The sequence below is a fragment of the Streptococcus sp. HMSC063B03 genome (assembly GCF_001836965.1).
Taxonomy (GTDB): Bacteria; Bacillota; Bacilli; order Lactobacillales; family Streptococcaceae; genus Streptococcus; species Streptococcus pneumoniae_F.
Genome location: NZ_KV831016.1, coordinates 1 through 20,511 on the forward strand (window position 1 = coordinate 1; position 20,511 = coordinate 20,511).

At 40.0% G+C, this 20,511-nt stretch carries 20 protein-coding genes and 1 pseudogene; 2 read left to right on the forward strand and 19 right to left on the reverse strand.

Annotated elements, in window-relative coordinates:
• Positions 1 to 29: 29 nt before the first annotated feature.
• Positions 30 to 1,397, reverse strand: coding sequence for a 23S rRNA (uracil(1939)-C(5))-methyltransferase RlmD (gene rlmD / locus HMPREF2628_RS02090; protein WP_070842195.1), 1,368 nt, complete (start codon positions 1,395 to 1,397; stop codon positions 30 to 32).
• Between the two features lie 37 nt (positions 1,398 to 1,434).
• On the opposite strand from rlmD, the gene recX reads away from it, so the two are divergent.
• Complete coding sequence (recX, locus tag HMPREF2628_RS02095) at positions 1,435 to 2,211, forward strand: recombination regulator RecX (RefSeq protein WP_070842196.1); 777 nt, start codon at positions 1,435 to 1,437, stop codon at positions 2,209 to 2,211.
• Between the two features lie 88 nt (positions 2,212 to 2,299).
• Positions 2,300 to 2,833 carry a nucleoside tri-diphosphate phosphatase gene (locus HMPREF2628_RS02100; RefSeq protein WP_000775316.1) on the forward strand — a complete coding sequence of 178 codons (534 nt, stop codon included), beginning with the start codon at positions 2,300 to 2,302 and terminating at the stop codon, positions 2,831 to 2,833.
• A 70-nt stretch (positions 2,834 to 2,903) separates the two neighbouring features.
• On the opposite strand, the gene HMPREF2628_RS02105 is transcribed toward HMPREF2628_RS02100, so the two are convergent.
• The 18 genes and pseudogenes from HMPREF2628_RS02105 to HMPREF2628_RS02190 all read right to left on the reverse strand — a co-directional run bounded on the left by HMPREF2628_RS02105 (position 2,904) and on the right by HMPREF2628_RS02190 (position 20,311).
• Entirely contained in the window at positions 2,904 to 3,671 is a 768-nt protein-coding gene (locus tag HMPREF2628_RS02105) for an epoxyqueuosine reductase QueH (protein ID WP_000567567.1), read from the reverse strand.
• Positions 3,672 to 3,794: 123 nt separating this feature from the next.
• The gene (gene groL, locus HMPREF2628_RS02110; RefSeq protein ID WP_070842197.1) at positions 3,795 to 5,417 is read right to left on the reverse strand and encodes a chaperonin GroEL; all 1,623 of its coding nucleotides are present in this window, start codon (positions 5,415 to 5,417) and stop codon (positions 3,795 to 3,797) included.
• Between the two features lie 15 nt (positions 5,418 to 5,432).
• Positions 5,433 to 5,717 (reverse strand): co-chaperone GroES, encoded by a 285-nt coding sequence (groES, locus tag HMPREF2628_RS02115; protein ID WP_000917332.1) that lies wholly within the window; start codon positions 5,715 to 5,717, stop codon positions 5,433 to 5,435.
• 155 nt (positions 5,718 to 5,872) lie between these two features.
• Positions 5,873 to 6,268, reverse strand: coding sequence for a single-stranded DNA-binding protein (locus HMPREF2628_RS02120; RefSeq protein ID WP_000282442.1), 396 nt, complete (start codon positions 6,266 to 6,268; stop codon positions 5,873 to 5,875).
• A 76-nt stretch (positions 6,269 to 6,344) separates the two neighbouring features.
• The gene (locus tag HMPREF2628_RS02125) at positions 6,345 to 7,106 is read right to left on the reverse strand and encodes an SDR family NAD(P)-dependent oxidoreductase (protein WP_070842198.1); all 762 of its coding nucleotides are present in this window, start codon (positions 7,104 to 7,106) and stop codon (positions 6,345 to 6,347) included.
• Between the two features lie 41 nt (positions 7,107 to 7,147).
• Positions 7,148 to 7,774, reverse strand: coding sequence for a YtpR family tRNA-binding protein (gene ytpR / locus HMPREF2628_RS02130; RefSeq protein ID WP_070842199.1), 627 nt, complete (start codon positions 7,772 to 7,774; stop codon positions 7,148 to 7,150).
• Between the two features lie 15 nt (positions 7,775 to 7,789).
• A complete protein-coding gene (locus tag HMPREF2628_RS02135) occupies positions 7,790 to 8,107 on the reverse strand; it encodes a thioredoxin family protein (protein ID WP_070842200.1) in 318 nt (105 codons plus the stop codon).
• Complete coding sequence (locus HMPREF2628_RS02140; RefSeq protein ID WP_070842201.1) at positions 8,104 to 8,403, reverse strand: DUF4651 domain-containing protein; 300 nt, start codon at positions 8,401 to 8,403, stop codon at positions 8,104 to 8,106. The genes HMPREF2628_RS02135 and HMPREF2628_RS02140 overlap by 4 nt, the downstream gene beginning before the upstream one ends.
• A gap of 249 nt (positions 8,404 to 8,652) precedes the next feature.
• The gene (locus HMPREF2628_RS02145) at positions 8,653 to 9,729 is read right to left on the reverse strand and encodes an N-acetylmuramoyl-L-alanine amidase family protein (RefSeq protein WP_070842202.1); all 1,077 of its coding nucleotides are present in this window, start codon (positions 9,727 to 9,729) and stop codon (positions 8,653 to 8,655) included.
• A 119-nt stretch (positions 9,730 to 9,848) separates the two neighbouring features.
• The gene (locus HMPREF2628_RS02150; protein ID WP_070842203.1) at positions 9,849 to 11,456 is read right to left on the reverse strand and encodes a CTP synthase; all 1,608 of its coding nucleotides are present in this window, start codon (positions 11,454 to 11,456) and stop codon (positions 9,849 to 9,851) included.
• A 236-nt stretch (positions 11,457 to 11,692) separates the two neighbouring features.
• Complete coding sequence (gene rpoE / locus HMPREF2628_RS02155) at positions 11,693 to 12,280, reverse strand: DNA-directed RNA polymerase subunit delta (RefSeq protein ID WP_070842204.1); 588 nt, start codon at positions 12,278 to 12,280, stop codon at positions 11,693 to 11,695.
• A 236-nt stretch (positions 12,281 to 12,516) separates the two neighbouring features.
• Positions 12,517 to 12,915 carry a hypothetical protein gene (locus HMPREF2628_RS02160; protein WP_033681356.1) on the reverse strand — a complete coding sequence of 133 codons (399 nt, stop codon included), beginning with the start codon at positions 12,913 to 12,915 and terminating at the stop codon, positions 12,517 to 12,519.
• A complete protein-coding gene (locus HMPREF2628_RS02165) occupies positions 12,912 to 14,816 on the reverse strand; it encodes an ATP-binding protein (RefSeq protein WP_049515935.1) in 1,905 nt (634 codons plus the stop codon). Before HMPREF2628_RS02165 ends, HMPREF2628_RS02160 begins: the two co-directional genes overlap by 4 nt.
• On the reverse strand, positions 14,806 to 15,864 hold the full coding sequence (locus tag HMPREF2628_RS02170; protein ID WP_033681354.1) for a DNA cytosine methyltransferase: 1,059 nt from the start codon (positions 15,862 to 15,864) through the stop codon (positions 14,806 to 14,808). Before HMPREF2628_RS02170 ends, HMPREF2628_RS02165 begins: the two co-directional genes overlap by 11 nt.
• 100 nt (positions 15,865 to 15,964) lie before the next feature.
• On the reverse strand, positions 15,965 to 18,616 hold the full coding sequence (locus HMPREF2628_RS02175) for a valine--tRNA ligase (protein WP_070842205.1): 2,652 nt from the start codon (positions 18,614 to 18,616) through the stop codon (positions 15,965 to 15,967).
• Positions 18,609 to 19,187 (reverse strand): AAA family ATPase, encoded by a 579-nt coding sequence (locus HMPREF2628_RS02180; RefSeq protein ID WP_070842206.1) that lies wholly within the window; start codon positions 19,185 to 19,187, stop codon positions 18,609 to 18,611. Before HMPREF2628_RS02180 ends, HMPREF2628_RS02175 begins: the two co-directional genes overlap by 8 nt.
• On the reverse strand, positions 19,187 to 19,747 hold the full coding sequence (locus HMPREF2628_RS02185) for a GNAT family N-acetyltransferase (protein ID WP_070842207.1): 561 nt from the start codon (positions 19,745 to 19,747) through the stop codon (positions 19,187 to 19,189). The genes HMPREF2628_RS02180 and HMPREF2628_RS02185 overlap by 1 nt, the downstream gene beginning before the upstream one ends.
• Positions 19,734 to 20,311, reverse strand: a pseudogene (locus HMPREF2628_RS02190) (flavin reductase family protein). The gene HMPREF2628_RS02185 and the pseudogene HMPREF2628_RS02190 overlap by 14 nt, the downstream one beginning before the upstream one ends.
• Between the last annotated feature and the right edge of the window lie 200 nt (positions 20,312 to 20,511).

The following is a 20,511-nucleotide window of genomic DNA, read 5'->3' on the forward strand; positions in this document are numbered from 1 at the left end:
TTACTATTATACAGACTTTTTCACCTTTGTCAACACCTTTTTAAAACTTTTTTAATTAATTTTACCACTGCTTCAGTTCGAGCGGTGTGTGGGAACATATCGACCGACTGAATATAATGGATATCATAGACTTCCACTAACCTTACCAAATCACGAGCCAAGGTCGAAACATTGCAAGAAATATAGACCATTTTTTCTGGTACATAGGTAAGAATAGTATCTAATAACTTATCATCCAGACCTGTACGTGGTGGGTCAACAATCAGAGCATCTGCTCGGTAGCCTTCCTTGTACCAACGAGGAATAATCTCTTCTGCCGTTCCAGATTCATAATGAGTATTGTCAAATCCCATTCTTTTAGCATTTCGCTTGGCATCTTCAATAGCTTCTGGAATAATATCCATACCTCTGAGTGTTTTTACTTTCTTTGCGAAGGCAAAACCAATTGTTCCAACTCCACAATAAGCGTCAATCAAATGGTCTTCTTTACTAACATCCAGCGCTTTTACTGCCTCGTTATAAAGAACTTCTGTTTGTTCAGGATTTAGTTGATAGAATGCTCGAGGGGATAGTGAAAATTCATAATCGAGAACACCTTCTTGAATACTCTCTTCTCCCCAGATAATCTCTGTCTTTTCACCATAAATCTCACTGGTTTTAGCTGTATTTGTATTCACAGCTACTGTCACAATCTCTGGAAAAACTTTAATTAAATCTTTTACTAGTTGGGTTAAATTAAGCTGACGATTTGTAACAATAATAATCTGAACCTGTCCAGTCTTTCTTGCTCGTCTGACCATTATCGTTCTAACACCTAGAACTTTTCTCTCATCCGTGATTGGAATCTGGTGATAAGTAAGTAATTCTGCTAGACGATTAGCAATCACTTGGGTTTCCTTGTCTTGTACCAGGCAGTCTTTCAACTCTACTAAATAGTGAGAGTTTTGTGCATATAAGCCCGCCTTAACCTGATTCTTAAATTTTCGAGTCTGAAATTGTAACTTAGCTCGGTAATATTTTGGTTCCTGCATTCCAATAGTTGGACGGATTTCATAGTTTTCATATCCTGCAGGAGCAAATTTTTTCAGCGCTTGGTGAAGTAAGTCCGTCTTGAACTCTAGCTGCTTATCATAATGCAGGTGCATGATTTGGCAGCCTCCGCACTCATTGTAAATAGTACATGCTGGCACAACACGGAATTTAGACTTCTTGTTAACCTTCAGTAATTTTGCCTCAACAAAGTTACGTTTAATAGAAGTAATCTGACAATAGATATCTTCTCCTTTGAGTGCACCAGGCACAAAGACTAAGGTTTTTTGATAAAAGCCGATTCCCTCACCATTAATTCCCATGCGCTTGATTTTTAATGGTATTTTTTGTTTCACTTTCAGATTCATACCCCTATCTTATCACATTTTGAGTTATAATAGAACTATGAAAATCACAAAACTTGAAAAGAAAAAAAGACTCTATCTGATGGAGCTTGATAATGGAGATAAATGCTACATTACTGAAGATACTATTGTTCGTTTTATGTTATCAAGAGATAAGGTGATAAGCGAAGAAGAATTGAAAGAGATTCATGATTTTACCCAATTTTCTTACGGTAAGAATCTAGCTCTCTACCACCTATCCTTTAAAGCGCGCACTGAAAAAGAAGTCAGAGAATATCTGAAAAAATACGATATTGATGAAAACATCCTTTCTCAAGTCATTATTAATCTAAAAAAAGATAAGTGGATTAATGATGCCCAGTACGCTTATGCTATCATCAATGCCAATCAACTTTCAGGAGACAAGGGGCCTTATGTACTGACTCAGAAACTAACACAAAAAGGGATTTCAAAATCCACTATAGAAGAGATACTGAAAGAATTTGATTTTTCTGAAGTTGCTCAACGTGTAGCTAATAAACTATTGAAAAAATATGAGGGAAAACTTCCAGCTCGTGCCTTGCAAGATAAGATTATCCAGAACTTGACTAACAAGGGATTTTCTTACTCTGATGCTAAAAGTGCCTTTGACCAGTTGGATAGTCAAGTTGACCAAGAAACGACTCAGGAACTCATCTTCAAGGAACTTGATAAGCAATATGCCAAGTATGCACGAAAATATGAAGGATACGAACTTAAACAGCGTTTAACCCAAGTTTTAGCACGAAAAGGCTACGATTTTTCGGATATAGCAAGCGCTCTCAGAGAATATCTTTAATATTTTCATGTAAAATTCACAGATTTTAGGTAATTTTATGGTACAATAGTAAACGATAAACTTATAAATTGTAGAAAGTTGGTTAGTTATGAAGCTTCCAAAAGAAGGCGACTTTATTACAATTCAAAGTTATAAGCATGATGGGAGTCTCCACCGAACTTGGCGGGACACCATGGTACTAAAAACAACAGAAAACGCCATTATTGGTGTCAACGATCATACACTGGTTACCGAAAGTGATGGTCGTCGTTGGGTCACTCGAGAACCGGCTATTGTTTACTTTCACAAGAAATATTGGTTTAATATCATTGCCATGATTCGCGATAATGGAATTTCCTACTATTGCAATATGGCTAGCCCCTACTATCTGGATGAAGAAGCACTGAAGTATATTGATTACGATTTGGATGTTAAAATTTTTACAGATGGAGAGAAACGTCTCTTGGACGTTGAGGAGTATGAGCGTCACAAACGCAAAATGAATTATTCTGATGACTTGGACTATATTTTAAAAGAACATGTCAAAATTCTTGTTGATTGGATTAACAATGGACGAGGTCCTTTCTCGGAAGCCTATGTAAACATTTGGTACAAGCGCTATGTAGAACTAAAGAATCGGTAAAGTTGTCAAACTGGGGTTAAGACCCCGGTTTTTTTATTTTAAAAACCCAGCTTTACAGCTGGGCTTATCCTTATATATCTAATTTTGTAACTGTAAATTTGATATGGGAATAGTCTTTTTCAACATCCTTATCCAGCAAGAAAGCTGTGGCATCTTTCTTAACCTGAACCAAATCAATATTCTGAGCCTGGGCTGCATAGACGCATCCACAATAACATTGACGATAGATATCATACTCTTCACACATCTCTACCGAACGTTTGTAGCCTTGATTTTTCTTGAAATCACTGGGAAGATAGTGAGTGGTATAAATCTTTTGCACATCGATTCCTATGCTGTTAATGGTTTGGGAATTCTTATGAGGACTGATGGTCAAGGCTGAGCCAAAGTAGTCAAATCCCAAGTCCATAGCCACTTGTGCTGTCTTATCCAGGCGGTAGTCAAAGCAAACCTTGCAACGGTCGCCACCTTCAGGCTCTTCTTCCAGTCCTCTAACTAACTTACGATATTCATTTGGTTCGTAGGGAGCTTCTAGATACTGGACCGTATTTCCTGTCCTCTCATTGAAATCACTGACAAATTTCTTGGTGACGTAAGCCCGCTTATGGTATTCTGCCTTGGGATGGATATTGGAATTAGCAAAATAGATAGTCACATCTGCATACTTAGTCAAATATTCTAGGGTATAGGTACTGCAAGGGGCACAGCAAACATGCATGAGAATGGTTGGCCGTTGCTCATTTTTCTCCCATACTTGGACCATCTTCTGCATGACACGGTCATAATTAATCTTCTGATTGGGGTTCATCTTGCTCAGAATCTCTTCTACATCGATCATGTTTTTCTCCTTTTTCTAGTCTTATTTTATCATATAAGTTAGGAGAGCTCAAATCAATTTAGAAATGAACATCATAAAAAGGAGGAATAGGCATTCCCTCCTTTTGTGTTTTCTATAGAAAGCTTACATCATACCGCCCATCATGCTTGGATCCATTGCTGGAGCTGGGGTCACTGGTTCTGGTTTATTTGCTACGACTGCTTCTGTAGTCAAAATCAAGCTGGCTACAGATGCTGCATTTTGTAGAGCTGAACGACTCACTTTAACTGGGTCGATGATTCCCTCTTCAATCATGTTAACCCACTCTCCAGTTGCTGCGTTGAAGCCTGTACCAAGCTCAGCATTTTTCAAGCGATCGATAACGATTGAACCTTCAAATCCTGCATTGTGGGCAATTTGACGGACTGGTTCTTCCAATGCACGGAGAACAATATTGCGACCTGTTGCTTCGTCTCCTGTCAATTCCAAATCAGCCACGGCTGGGATAACATTTACAAGGGCTGTTCCACCACCTGCAACGATTCCTTCTTCAACAGCTGCACGAGTAGCGTTGAGGGCATCTTCAATGCGGAGTTTCATTTCTTTCAACTCAGTTTCAGTTGCAGCGCCGACCTTGATAACCGCTACACCACCTGACAATTTCGCCAAGCGTTCTTGTAATTTTTCACGGTCAAATTCAGAAGTTGTGGTTTCGATTTGAGACTTGATAACTGCAACACGGTGAGAAATGGCTTCAGGATTTCCAGCACCTTCTACGATAACAGTGCTATCTTTGTCTACAGTTACTCTCGCTGCTTGGCCAAGCGCTCCAATTGTCGCATCTTTCAACTCAAGACCAAGGTCTTCTGTGATAACTGTTCCACCTGTCAAGATGGCGATATCTTCGAGCATGGCTTTACGACGATCACCAAAACCAGGTGCCTTAACTGCTACTACGTTGAAGGTCCCACGAATCTTGTTCAAAACAAGAGTTGGAAGGGCTTCGCCATCCACATCATCCGCAATAATCAAGAGTGGACGATTGCTTTGGAGAATACTTTCTAGAAGTGGCAAAATTTCTTGGATATTTGAAATCTTCTTGTCTGTAATCAAGATATATGGATTTTCAAGGTCAGCCACCATTTTTTCGCTATCTGTTACCATGTACTGTGAAAGATAACCGCGGTCAAACTGCATTCCTTCCACAACTTCAAGTTCTGTTTCCATACCACGTGACTCTTCAATGGTGATAACTCCGTCTTTACCAACTTTTTCCATGGCTTCAGAGATGTATTCACCGACTTTTTCAGAACGAGAAGAGACGGCGGCAACCTGAGCGATAGCTTCTTTATTGGCAACAGGGATGGCGTTGTTTTTCAAAGCTTCTACTGCTGCTGCAACTGCTGTTTCAATCCCACGACGAATTCCGATTGGATTGGCACCTGCTGTGACGTTTTTGATTCCTTCGCGGACAATTGCTTGGGTCAAGACTGTTGCAGTTGTCGTTCCGTCACCTGCGATATCGTTGGTTTTTGAAGCTACTTCTGATACCAATTTGGCACCCATATTTTCAAAATGGTCTTCCAATTCGATTTCTTTGGCAATAGTTACACCGTCATTTGTGATGAGTGGTGAACCAAATGATTTTTCAAGAACGACATTACGACCTTTTGGTCCCAAGGTTACTTTAACAGTGTCTGCAAGGATATCGACACCACGAACCATAGCTGAACGGGCATCTGATGAAAATTTAATTTCTTTTGACATACTTACTTTCTCCTTCTATTCTTCAATGATAGCCAAGATGTTAGCTTCTCCTACGATGATGTACTTTTCATCGCCATCTTTGACATCAAGGCCTGCATGGGCTTCAACTAATACACGGTCTCCAACTTTAACACTTGGAGCCACTAAGTCACCGTTCAAGGTACGAACACCTTGTCCTGTAGCCACAACTTGAGCTGTTTTTGTTTTTTCTTGAGCTGAACCTGCAAGGACAAAGCCTCCAACAGTTTGTTCTTTTTCTTCGATTTTCAAGACCACACGGTCTCCTAATGGTTTCAACATCTGATTTCCTCCATGATGAGATAAAAATTATTAGCACTCTTTACACACGAGTGCTAATTCATAATTCTATTGTATCACTTGGTCAGAAATAGTCAAGGAAAAAGTCTGACTTTCTCAAGATAAAAAGCCTGAGACCAACTCAGACTTTTTAATGCTTAAAATGGTAGTTCTTCCTCTTCCAAAACCAAGTCCGCTAAGTCTTGGCCTGCGTTATTTTCACGCATGGCACGTTGGGCACGACTTTCCAGAAGTTGGAATCCTGTAACAAGTACTTCGGTCACGTAGTTCATTTGACCATTTTTCTCAAAACGACGGGTACGCAATTCCCCATCAACGGAAATGAGACTACCTTTAGTTGCGTAGCTTGCCAAAGTTTCTGCTAGTCTACCCCAAAGAACCATATTGACAAAATCAGCTTCACGCTCCCCATTTTGGTCTTTGTAACGACGGTTCACAGCGATAGTTGCTCGCGCTACCGACTTGTCATTGTTGGTTTTGTGCAATTCTGGTGTAGACGTCAAGCGTCCGATTAAGATAACTTTATTATACATATTTTTTCCTCCTACTTATCTATTCGTAGGAAATCAAAAAAAGTTACAGAAATTTGTAACTTTTCGAGAAAATTTTTTATTTTTTATGAACCATGAAACCTGTCGCCTGTTGATTGGCCATAATGGTCATATCTGTAATCTGAACACGACGAGGTTGACTAGTCACATAGACTACTGTGTCTGCAATATCCTGAGCTTGCAAAGCTTCTATTCCTTGGTAAACGGACGCAGCTCGTTCTTTATCACCGTGAAAACGTACCATCGAAAAATCTGTTTCGACAATTCCAGGCTGAATGGTTGTCACCTTGATATCTGTTGCGATGGTATCAATTCGCAGACCATCTGAAAAGGTCTTAACTGCTGCCTTGGTAGCTGAATAAACTGCTGCACCTGCATAAGCATAAATTCCTGCGGTTGAGCCCATATTGATGATATGTCCTTGATTGGCTTTTACCATTGCTGGCAAAAAACAGCGAGTGACTGCCATCAAACCTTTGACATTGGTATCCAACATGGTCAGCATATCCAACTCTTCATAGTTTTGATATGGAGCCAAGCCTAGAGCCAGACCGGCGTTATTAACCAAGATGTCAATCTTCCCTATCGTTTCTAGAATACTGGAGCAAACAGTCTTCACCATAGTCATATCCGTGACATCTAGTGGAAAGGTCCAGACGGTTTGATTTGGAAAGACTTCTGCAAACTCCGCCTTAAGGACTTCGAGTCTATCTGTCCGTCGTCCAGTTAGAACGACATTCTCACCTTGCTCCAGATAAGCACGCGCAATCGCTTCACCAATTCCTGATGTCGCTCCTGTAATCACAACATTTTTTGCCATCTTATTTCCTTCTAGCTGGTCTATCAGATACTAACAACTTCTTAGGCAGTCCAGTGCTTAGCTGGATCAAATGGAGTTCCGACAACTTGGTCTTCTGATAATTCAATAATACCACGTTTTTGCGGAGCATTTGGCAGATGCAATTCACGAGGACTGCACATCATTCCAAAACTCTTTTCACCACGAAGTTCGCCTGGGAAAATAAGATTGCCTTTTGGCATCATAGCTCCCGGAAGAGCCACAATGGTTTTCAAACCGACACGCGCATTAGGAGCCCCTGCAACGATTTGTACTGTCTTGTCACTTGCGACTGCAACTTGGCAGATGTTGAGGTGGTCACTATCTGGATGGGCTACCATCTCAACGATTTCACCAACAACAAACTTAGGTTCCTTGTCATTAACAATTTCTTCTGCAAAGCCTTCTGCCTGCAATTCTTGGTTCAAACGAGCGACTTGCTCATCTGTCAAAAAGACTTGACCGCGCTCTGCAATTTCAAACAAACTTGAAACTTCGAAAATATTCCACGCCACTGTTTCCCCATTACCTTTGAGGAAAACACGAGCTACCTTGCCTTTGCGTTCTACATCCAGTTTGGCATCTCCGCTATTTTTCACGATGATCATAAGGACATCACCGACATGTTCTTTGTTATATGTAAAAATCATTGTTTCTATTTTCTCCTATTTCAGTCCTGCTAAAAAGTCATTAATTTGTTGCTTGCTTTTACGGTCGCGATTGACAAAACGGCCAATTTCCTTGTCCTTTTCTAGAACAACAAGGCTAGGGATTCCATATACATCCCAGAGTTTGGCCAAATCCATATACTGGTCTCTATCCACTCGAATAAAGGTAAACTCTGAATTGCTCTCCTCAATTTCTGGCAAGGCAGGATAAATATAACGGCAATCGCCACACCAGTCCGCCACAAAAAGAAAGACCTTCTTCCCATCTTTTTCTACTAAAGATGCTAATTCTTCTAAACTTGCTGGTTGTATCATAAGACTTCCTCCTCATAGACTAGGTCTTCATTTTCATAGACAAAGGTATAATGACGGCCATCCTCAAAAATGACGCCACCAACCAAGTTCTCTAGACTGCTTTCATAGACTTGAACATAGAGGGTCGCAATTTCCCCCATGTCTGAAAAATGGTCTCGTACAATCGCTGTCAACTCTTCCTGAGTCTTCATGAGCTTACGGTCATCTGCAACTTTTTTCGTAGCAAGGGCAAGGCTCCCAATACCAAGTAGAGCCAGACCTGCCATCCACATTTTTTTAGCTTTCATACCATTCATTTTAACACAAAAAAGGCTTTAGGACAAATGAGGAAGCAGCAGAAACGCAACTAAAAAGCCTCTTCCTTTAAGGAAAAGGACTTCTTATACTCAATGAAAATCAAAGAGCAAACTAGGAAGCTAGCCGCAGGTTGCTCAAAACAGTGTTTTTAGATTGTGGATAGAACTGACGAAGTTAGCTCAAAACACTGTTTTGAGGTTGTGGAAGACGCTCACGTGGTTTGAAGAGATTTTCGAAGAGTATTATTCTTATTGCCAGGCACCTGAGTTGCCAACGTAGTAACCATCAGGTGTATAGGTATTGCGAAGCATCTTACCTGATGAAGCTAGATAATACCACTTACCATTGTCTTTGACCCAATCATTCGCAATCATGGCACCAGAAGAACTTACATAATACCATTCTCCCTTGTCATAAACCCAAGTGCTTGCTTTCATGGCTCCTGAAGCTGATAAATAGTACCACTTGCCTTGGTCGTAAAGCCAGTCACTCGCAATCATGGCTCCTGATGATTTAAAGGCATACCAGTTGCCACCTTGATAGAGCCAAGTTTGATTGAACATGACTCCTTTATCGTTCATAAAGTACCAAGTTCCCTTGTCCTTAACCCAATCCTTCTGCACTAATTGACCTTGTTTTTGATAGTACCAGTTTTGGTTTGATTTTAGCCAACTTTCTGCTTTTACAATCGGATAAAGTTCTTTGAAAGATCCTCCATCATCATATTTATGACTGATAGATTTTGGTTTTTCTAGCTTCAACTTGTCATTATCATAATTTGCCCAAGCAAAAACTTTTTGACCATTAACAGTCTCTGGTAAGGCAGCAGTGTAAGTCTTGGTTTGATAATCCCATTTAGCATCGAGGTAGGTGTATTGATCATTTAATTCTTCAATACGATAGTAACCTCTCTTTCCACTATCATTATGAATATCATCCACAACTTTCGTTGACCAAATCTTCACTTCATTTCCGCTCTTAGCCTCGACCTTGATATCTCCTCTATAGCCATATGGAACATAGAAATTCAGGTAACGCCCCTCTACGCCCATCATAGACTTGTCCTTTTCTTGACCTAGGAAATTGACAGTTTGATCTTGACCATCGAGACTAACAGTCCACTCGATTTTCTCGGTTTTTGGCAAATCCAAGACTTTGATATCCACTTCATGACCATTGTTAAACCGAAGAATCTTGCCATCTTGATACTGCACTCCACACTTAACAACCCATTCTTCTTTAAGCTCAAATGCCTGCCCTGAATGTGGAAAAGCCAGTAAAGCTAGACCAGCTAGAGACAAACCAAATAATGTGATTTTTTTCATTGTAGTTCCTCCTTAGTTGTTATTATGTTAATTATATCACTATATTTTTGTTTTGCAACTCATATCCTAAATATGCAAGCAAAAAACCTCTGAGATTCTTCTCAAAGGTTATAATCTAGCTAATTGCTGTTCTCAACTGCTGCAGTGACAAAGGCAGTGTAGAGTTCTTCTGGTCGGTTTGGACGGCTTGAAAGTTCAGGGTGATACTGACAAGCCACAAAGAATTTATTTTCAGGAATTTCCACAATTTCGACCAAACGATTGTCTGGAGAAACTCCTGAGAAGACAAAGCCTGCTGCCTCAAACTGCTCACGGAAGGCGTTGTTAAACTCATAACGGTGACGGTGGCGGCGTTGCACCACTTCTTGATTGTGGTAAGCAGCTGCTGCCTTAGAGCCACGTTTCAACTTAGATGGATAAAGCCCCAAACGAAGGGTTCCACCCATATCCTCAACATCAATCTGATCACGCATGATATCAATGATAGGGTATTTTGTTTCTGGTGCAAGTTCTGCGGAATTGGCGCCCTCAAGCCCTAAAACGTTACGAGCAAACTCGATACAAGTCAACTGCATTCCCAAGCAGACACCCAACATTGGAACATCATTTTCACGCGCATAGCGAATGGCTTGGATTTTCCCTTCAGTACCACGCTGGCCAAAACCACCTGGTACGATGATTCCGTCCGCATCAGACAAAAGCTCTGCCACATTCTCTGCTGTCACATCATTGGCATTGATCCAATTGATTTTAACTTCTGCATCATTGGCATAACCAGAGTGTTTCAAGGCTTCGACCACTGAGATGTAGGCATCTTGCAACTCCACATACTTACCAACAAGGGAAATCTTGACTTGTTTCTTGAGGTTCATGACCTTGTCCACCATAGCTGACCATTCTGTCATATCTGCTACTGGTGCGTCTAATTTCAAATGGTCACAGACAATTTGGTCCATACCTTGTGCCTGCAAGTTCAGTGGAATTTGGTAAAGATGTTCAACATCTAAAGACTCGATAACAGCCTCTGGTGCCACATCACAGAACTGGGCCAGTTTGTTTTTAATTCCTTGACCAGCTGGCTCTTCTGTACGAATAACCAACATATTTGGCTGGATTCCCAATCCACGCAATTCTTTGACAGAGTGTTGTGTTGGTTTGGTTTTCATTTCACCAGCTGCCTTGAGGTATGGAAGCAGGGTTGTATGGATATACATGACATTATCCGCACCCACATCCGCCTTCATCTGACGAAGGGCCTCTAGGAATGGCAAGGACTCGATATCCCCGACAGTTCCACCAACCTCTGTGATAATGACATCAGAGTCAGTCGTTAGAGCAGCACGCTTGATTTTTTCTTTCAAAGCATCTGTAATATGAGGAATGACTTGAACAGTTGCCCCAAGGTATTCTCCACGACGTTCCTTACGAAGCACTTCACTGTAAATTTTACCAGTTGTCACGTTAGAATATTTGTTCAGATTGATATCGATGAAGCGTTCATAGTGACCCAAGTCCAAATCAGTCTCAGCTCCGTCATCTGTCACAAAAACTTCCCCGTGCTGATAAGGACTCATAGTTCCCGGATCGATATTGATATAAGGGTCAAATTTTTGAATGGTTACTTTGAGACCACGATTTTTCAAGAGACGGCCCAGACTTGCTGCCACAATCCCTTTCCCAATAGACGATACCACACCACCAGTTACAAAAATATATTTCGTAGACATAGATTCCTCTTTCTAAAATGCTCAAGGTCTTGTCAACTACAAGGGGACATAGAAAACAAGACCCTACTAATAAGAATAATCTGGAACGACCGCACCAGATTCACAACTAAAATACAAGAAGATAACTTCTTGAAAAAACAAAAATAGCTCCCTAAGAACTAGGGAGCTCCGACCTCTAAAAGAGGTGCCCGAACAATATGATACCTAAAAATAGGATAATTGTCAATAGCTAACTTTTATTCCTCGACGTTTTCAGTATCATCATCTGAAAACTCGTCGTCTTCTTCGTTGAGATCCACATCTTCACCCAAGTCATCTGGGGCGATTTCGTTGATTTCTGCATCGTAAGCTTCCACTTCATTTTTCTCATCATCTGGATTTTCATCATCGTATGAAAGAGCTGGATCTGCTTCGTATGCATCTTCGTCTTCTGGATCATCTGCATTGTAGTCAATAGCATCTGAATCGCCATCCATGAAGGCATTGACGCGTTTTTTCTTAGCTTTTGGTGCTACTTCATCGTCGTCATTTTCTTCAAGAGCAATGATTTCTTCGTCGATTTCGTCCACACCATACCATGAACGAAGACCCCATTTGTTGTCTCCAAGTGAGATGAAGCTACCGTCAAAGTTCAACTCTGTGTAGAACAAAGGCAAAGCTTCACGGATATCGCTATTTGATGTTCCAAGGTAGTTTTGAATTTCGTTTACAAGATCGCTAAAATGCATCTCATGGTCGCGACCACGAAGTTCCAAGATAGCACGCGCCACCTCAATCATAGATAGTTCACTTTTTTCTTGCCCAGCAAATACTTCTAATTCCAAAGCGTTTCTCCTCATTTTTACTACTATCGCCAGAGCGAACAAACTCTGACCTCATTTTATCATGTACTCTTTATTGTACGATAATTTTGAGGAATAGTCAAAGGTTAAATGGGGGAAAGTAACAGGACTTTTGATTTTTTTGCTACCCAGCCGATGGAGTCAATTAGTGGGATAAATTAAAAATAGATAAACAAACTAGATTCGATACATAGTAAGTTGTTTTCTAATTCTCATCGCTAATTCCCATTGCATAGAAGTAATAACGTAATCAACAGAAGAGGCAGATATATCATTATTTCTGATACCGAAAACAAGGAACTATAAAATTTAACCTTGGCTTTGTATTGTATAATATTCATTGACAAATCTGATTCTTCAGTCACGTTAACTATTATATCGTTATATAATTTTCTAAAAAGACGTTCTTGCCATAAATAGTATGAATCTAAGACCCAAAAAAATATTATTGGAATAAGATAAATAATCATATTATTTCTAAAATTATCTTTTTGTAAAAAAACAAATAATCCAACTAATACTGTAATAGTCCAACCCTTAATTGCAAATGAATTTTGCGCCATCCGACTAATCGTTGACTGAACTATATCTATGTGTTTTAATTTTGATTCTTTCATAGTATTATCTCCCTATTATTTATTTTGCAATCAAATGAACTTTCATCAATAATAACTCCATTATTATTTTCAAAATAATTCCTATTTTCTTCAAAAGACCTAATCTCTTTATTAAACATTGAGCAAATAGAATCTACCAACGCATACAAAACTCTAAAGTGATTTTCTGTTGTAAACGCTCTGTTGTCTTCTTTATCTAAATAAATACTAGGATACGTGCTGGAGATATTCAAAGGCGGTTCAGGATTGGTTTTTCCAGCTTTAATAATTCCATGCTTAGTCTTAACAACCCAACCGGCTCCTATTTCCTGTAAAACCCCAGGTCTTTTAGAAGAACTGTCAGAGTATACATATAGCACATAAATTTCTTTCTTTGAATAACTCTTAATAAAAAATTCTCTAAGATATTCGAAAACATCTAGTCCATATGGCACAACTGAATTGTAACTAGGATCACTTGTATAAATAATTTCATCTGAAGAGAATCCATTCAACAATAATAAGCCATATAAAATATTGTTTAATAGCTGATCACTTCTAGTATGACTAATTAAAATTTTTCTACTATCTTGATCTGTCGCGATTTTTTTAATTCCCAAATCTGTAAAAATCTTTTCTGCATCTCTTTTGTTAAAACTCTGAGTTTGGATAACCTTTTCCATATACTCAATTGACGTCTCTACCTTTTTAGATAACAATTCCTCTTCTTTTATTTTTTTCTCCTTTTTACTTTTTTCAGAATTTTTATTTTTAGCTTTAATTGCCTTTTCTTTCAATTGTAAAACTTGGGTAAGGAGCTTTTTAGCCTCTGCAAGGAAAATTTGAAATCTGATATCATCAGTTTTATACCCTTGCCTGTTGCTTAATGCCATGTCAGGTAAATTAGTTTCCTCAAATTCATCAACATACAATTGACCTACAACATAAACTTCATTCAGTCGATTTTGTCCAATTTCATTTAATATATTAAATTGACCCAGTTTTCCATTTGAATAAATCGCTAGAAAATTATCAGGAAAATCCGAAGATTCTTTTGCTTTTAATCCTCTGGTTGTATGGTATGTCCCAATCCAACCTTCTATCTTCAATTCTCTATTTTCTTGCTCTCCTTGATTGTTATTTATTTTATAAGAAAGAGTTCGAGGTGGTTCTTTTTTCAGATTATTTTTTGCATACTTTGGTGCAGCCTTTTCAAATTTATCTAAAATAGTATACTTATCCTCTCCTAACAACAATAGAGAATCTAACGATGTCGCCAATGAATCCACGAAATTATCTAATTTTTTATTAATACCATCTTTTCCCTTGATATGGAGTACAAATGGATTTTTAGGATTTGAACTTAACTGAGGGAAAAACTTAGCTAGATTATTTTTTACTGTTATTGTCGTAGCAGGTAGATTGAATTCAGAATTCAACATCTCAATCCTAGTTCCTGACTCAGAAATATTTGAAAATGTGATTTCTGATTCTAAGATTGGACGAAGTTTACCATCTTTGGGGACATTTCTTGTTAAGACAAAACCAGATAATTCACCATTTGATTTAGTTTTTACATTAACCTCAGTTGAAACAGCCAAAGCCGCAAGTTTACCTATTCCTTTTCTTCCCATTTTTGGCCTGTGAAATTTCTTACTTTTAGCATCTATTTCACTCACTCTCGTAGTTTTTGCAACCTCAAGATATCTATTTAAAGTTTCATCATAAGTCATTCCTTGACCATCGTCTTCAATAATAATAGAATCTCCAGATAAATCTACCCAAACATTTTCCGCATCAGCATCATAGCTATTAGCAATTAACTCAGCTAAAATATAATAAATATTTGTATATAAACTTGGTCCCAATAATTCCAATATTTCTGGGCTTATCCGAATAGGGTACTCTTTTTCAAAAGTCATTTATTTCCTCCAAATGTCTAAGTATACTCTTACCAATCACTTCTCCTAATTTTGGAGGTACTGCATTACCTATTTGTAATGCCACTTGAGATATTGGATAATTACTTCCTTTTTCAGGATTTACAAACTTATAATTTAATGGGAAAGTCTGTAAAAGTGCTCCTTCACGTAGACTTAAAGCCCTATCTTGTTCCGGATGACCAAATCTTCCGTTCCCTATTCCAGGAAACTGAGTAGTAATAGTATTAGCTGGTTTATCCCATTCTAAACGACCATAAACTGAACTAAATGACTTTCCACTCTCTTTCTTATATGCTTCTAAAAGAAGCTCATCATCCCAATCTCTCCATGTTCCTCCTGGTTTAGATTGTCTAATTCTTCTTAAGTTTAAATCTGACAAATTTCTACTTCTATGTAGTGGATCATGTTCATAAGTCTCCCCTGCTTTTATTTCAGGTAGTTTTCCTATAGTATCCCTCAGAGTAATATAAGTGTCGGAATCGAACTCTGGTTCAATAAATGAAATATCTCCAAATTTTGATGCAAGCAAAAGTAACCGTTTTCTCATTTGTGGTACTCCATAGTCTGGAGCATATACTACTCTATAACTAACCTTATAGCCATTCTTTTTCAATAGGCTTTGAAAACGATGGAATACTTCTCTTTTTTGAATTTGCGGAACATTTTCCATTGACACAATATCTGGTTTTACAAGTTCAACTTGTTTACCAAAACAATCCAAAAGGTCCATCTTCTTTATTGTATTCTTATTATTCTGATATTTATGACTGTACGTTGAAAATGGTTGACAAGGAGCACAACCAATCAGTACTTTTATGTCAGTATCTGATGGATATAACCCTAAAATTTCATCGTCTTCAATTGCATTAATATCCTTTAAAATAAATTTTGCATCATTGTTGTACTCGTAAGCAAACTTACTTTTTTCATCAATATCATACCCAGCCACAACATTGATACCTGCCTGCTGAATGCCATACGTTAGACCGCCTACACCGCAAAATAAATCAACTGCATTTATTTTCATATCGGCCTCCCTTTTTGTTTTTACCCTTAATTCTACCATAAATCAACTAAAAAAGCAGTTCTGATATTAGCTTAATTATCAGAATCTGCTTAATGTTTATTTATTTAACGAGTTTCTTCATCTCATCAATACGTGCTACGGTCGCATCGTATTTAGCTTGGTAATCGGCTTGTTTGTCGCGTTCTTTTTGGACGACTTCTGGTTTGGCGTTGGCTACGAAGCGTTCGTTAGAGAGCTTCTTGCCGACCATGTCCAGTTCTTTTTGCCATTTAGCCAGTTCCTTGTCGAGACGAGTGAGTTCTTCTTCGACATTGAGGAGGTCAGCCAGTGGCAAGTAGATTTCTGCTCCTGTGATGACGCTTGACATAGCCAGTTCAGGCGCAGGGATAGTTGATGCGATTTCCAAGTGTTCTGGATTTGTGAAGCGTTTGATGTAGTTAACATTGCTATTAAAGAAGGCTTCCAAATCGCTATCGCTTGTCTTAACAAGGATTGTGATTGGCTTGCTTGGTGCAACGTTTACTTCCGCACGCGCATTACGAACAGCACGGATCAAGTCTTTGAGGCTTTCTACACCAGTGTGAGCCGCAAGGTCTTCAAAGGCTGGGTTAACAGTTGGGTATTCCGCTGTAACGATAGAGCCTTCTGAGATTTGTCCAAAGATTTCCTCTGTCACGAATGGCATGATTGGGTGAAGGAGACGAAGGATCTTGTCCAGAGTGTAAAGGAGAACAGAGCGTGTGATGACTTTCTCTTCTTCATTGTCGCTATAAAGGACTTCCTTAGTCAACTCAACGTACCAGTCCGCAAATTCATCCCAGATGAAGTTGTAGAGGATGTGTCCAGCTACACCAAACTCAAACTTGTCAAAGTTTTCAGTGACTTTTCCGATGGTTTCATTGAGGTTGTGGAGAATCCAGCGATCTGTAACGTTTCCGGCTTCTTTGTTGACCACTTTTTCGACATTGGCAGTTGCTTGCTCAAGGGTCAAGCCTTCATTGTTCATGAGGATGTAGCGAGAGATGTTCCAGATCTTGTTAATGAAGTTCCATGAAGCATCCATTTTCTCATAAGAGAAGCGCACGTCTTGTCCTGGTGCAGAACCGTTTGAAAGGAACCAACGAAGGCTATCTGTTCCGTACTTATCAATAACATCCATTGGATCAATCCCGTTACCGAGAGATTTAGACATCTTGCGTCCTTGCTCGTCACGAATAAGACCATGAATCAATGCATTTTTGAATGGCGATTTGCCAGTAAATTCCAAACCTTGGAAAATCATTCGAGATACCCAGAACGGGATAATATCATAACCAGTCACCAAAGTTGATGTTGGATAATAACGTTTGAAGTCTTCTGAGTCGACATCCGGCCAGCCCATGGTAGAGAATGGCCAAAGAGCCGAACTGAACCACGTATCCAAGACATCTTCGTCCTGAGTCCAACCTTCACCTTCTGGAGCTTCTTCGCCGACATATATTTCACCCTCAGCATTGTACCAAGCAGGGATTTGGTGACCCCACCAGAGCTGACGAGAGATTACCCAGTCGTGAACATTTTCCATCCATTGGAGGAAGGTATCGTTGAAACGAGGTGGGTAGAATTCAACCTTGTCGTCTGTGTCTTGGTTGGCAATGGCATTTTTGGCCAATTGGTCCATCTTAACGAACCATTGAGTAGACAAGCGTGGTTCAACCACAACACCTGTACGTTCTGAGTGACCAACACTGTGAATACGTTTTTCAATTTTAACGAGGGCACCGATTTCTTCCAACTTGGCAACGACTGCCTTACGAGCTTCAAAACGGTCCATGCCTGCAAATTCAAAGGCCAAGTCATTCATAGTACCGTCGTCGTTCATAACATTGACTTGTGGCAAGTTGTGACGTTGACCAACTAAGAAGTCGTTTGGATCGTGGGCAGGAGTGATTTTCACGACACCAGTACCAAACTCAGGATCTGCGTGTTCGTCTCCAACGATTGGAATCAATTTATTAGCGATTGGAAGGATGACGTTTTTACCGATCAAGTCCTTGTAGCGTGGATCTTCTGGATTAACCGCAACCGCCACATCTCCAAACATGGTCTCAGGACGAGTTGTCGCAACTTCAAGGGCGCGTGAGCCGTCTTCCAGCATATAATTCATGTGGTAGAAGGCACCTTCGACATCCTTATGGATAACTTCGATATCAGAAAGGGCAGTGCGAGCTGCTGGGTCCCAGTTGATGATAAACTCACCACGGTAGATCCAGCCTTTCTTGTAAAGGTCCACAAAGACCTTGCGAACGGCTTTCGACAAGCCTTCGTCAAGAGTGAAACGCTCGCGAGAGTAGTCTACAGAGAGCCCCATCTTGCCCCATTGTTCCTTGATGGTAGTGGCATATTCGTCTTTCCATTCCCAGACTTTCTCGAGGAATTTCTCACGACCAAGATCATAGCGGGAAATGCCCTCACCACGCAAGCGCTCCTCAACCTTAGCCTGGGTCGCAATCCCCGCGTGGTCCATACCCGGAAGCCAAAGCGTGTCAAAACCTTGCATGCGTTTTTGACGGATGATGATATCCTGAAGAGTCGTATCCCAAGCGTGACCAAGGTGAAGTTTACCAGTTACGTTTGGTGGTGGAATCACGATTGAATAAGGCTTAGCCTTTTGATCTCCTGAAGGCTTGAAAACATCAGCGTCAAGCCATTTTTGGTAACGACCAGCCTCAACCTCAGCTGGATTGTATTTAGGTGAAAGTTCTTTAGACATGTGTTTGTCCTTTCTCTATTTTGTTCATTTTATTTTGAATTTGCTTAGCAGCTTCTTCTGCAGACAAATTCGTATTATTTATTTTAAGGTAGTGGTGCAACTCATTCGGTTGATGTTGGGAATTTAATTGAAGTGTTTCAGCGGTCTCTAAAATTTCTCTTTCAGATGCCTCAATATGTCGTTTTAAGGGTTTGTGCTTTAATCGATTCTCCGTTCGATTTCGATGTAAGCGCTCTTCAAGACTTGTTTCCAATTCAACAAAAAGAATCTCTTGATGATAGTCATTCAACAAATCCTGAATTTGCTTTAAATACATCAGCTGGTACTGATTTGAAAAATCAATCACGTCTGTTAAAATCACTGAACGCTGATTTCTTGCACTTGCCCCAAGGAAAGAAAAGGTGATTCCACGAACAAATTCCCACATCTCCTCTGTATAATCCTGATAGATTTCTAGTGCAAAATCGATGGCTTGATGGTTATAAAAGAGGGTAGCATCTGTCAGTCGAGATAACTCTTGACCAATCGTCATTTTTCCTGAGGCCGGAGCACCAATGATAAAAAGATGCATCAAATCACCTCCCACTCCCTCCTCAACAAGCCATATATCAGGCTGTCACAGCGGTTTCCTTGAACATCTTTACGGTCTCGGATACGAGCTTCGAGGGTAAATCCAAGTTTTTCTGCGACTCGTTTACTTTGGAGATTGTAACCAAAGCAACTCAGCTCAATCTTATGAAGACCCAATTCTTGAAAGCCTAGGTCAATCAAGGCACGCGCTGCTTCTGGTACATAGCCTCGACCCCAATAGTCTGGATGCAAGGTATAGCCAAGCTCTAGCACATCATCCGCATGGCGATGGTTGAAGTCAACAGAACCAATGACTTTATCGGTTCCTTTGACGACAATCCCATAGCCAGCTGGGAGATTTTCCTTTTGATTGCGTTCGGGAAGGATATGCTCCAGATAATAGATTTCATCTTCCAAGGTCTTGACGGGCGGAAAGCCCGCTGGGTAGGCAACCTCTGTCAAACTAGCGTAGGTATGGATATCCTCAGCATCTGCCACTGTACGAACTCGTAGGACGAGTCGTTCGGTTTCTAATCGTTCTGGTAATTCAGCTCTTGACATCCTTCTTCCTCGCTTTCTTTATGAAGCTCCCATAGGGTCAACACGGTTATCTAAATAGCGATAAACGCGCTGGTGACCGTCCCCCATAAAGTAAGTCGGTGAAAAAAGGTCATTTTTAAAATGCCCTTTCTCATCCAAGAGTTCAGAATCAGCAAGTCGCTCGATAATCTTGGCAAAGATATGACAGATTCCATCTTCCTCGATAATTCTATCAACTTGACATTCTAACACGACTGGACAGGCCTCTAAAATCGGTGCCTGAGTCCGTTCAGAAATCTCGTAGTCTATCCCCAGGTGTTTCAATTTCTCTCGATGACTGATAAAACCAGCCTGCTCCATCTCGAGCATGAGATTTTCATCAGGGATATTCACAGTAAACTTCTGGTAATGCTTGATTTGCTCAGCCGCATTTTCCTCAGCTCCGACACCGATGACTAGCCAATCCCCCAGACTATAAGAGGAACTGCAGGTCGTTATATTGTGTCCAAAATTCTGGTCCTGATACCCCAAAATGAAGATAGGAAAACCATAATAGAGTTTACTTGTTTTAAAAGATTGCTTCATAACAACCCCCTTTGACTAAGACGCAAAAGAAAATCCCTGCCATCTACATGACAGGGACGAATGTGTTTATCCGCGGTACCACCCAATTTCGGGCAACGCCCGCAACTCTTGTCTTTAAAATAAAAAGACAGTAATATTTCATTTTTCATCCATCAGCAACCAGTTTTGACACATTTGTAGACTTCTCAGCACCGCCACTT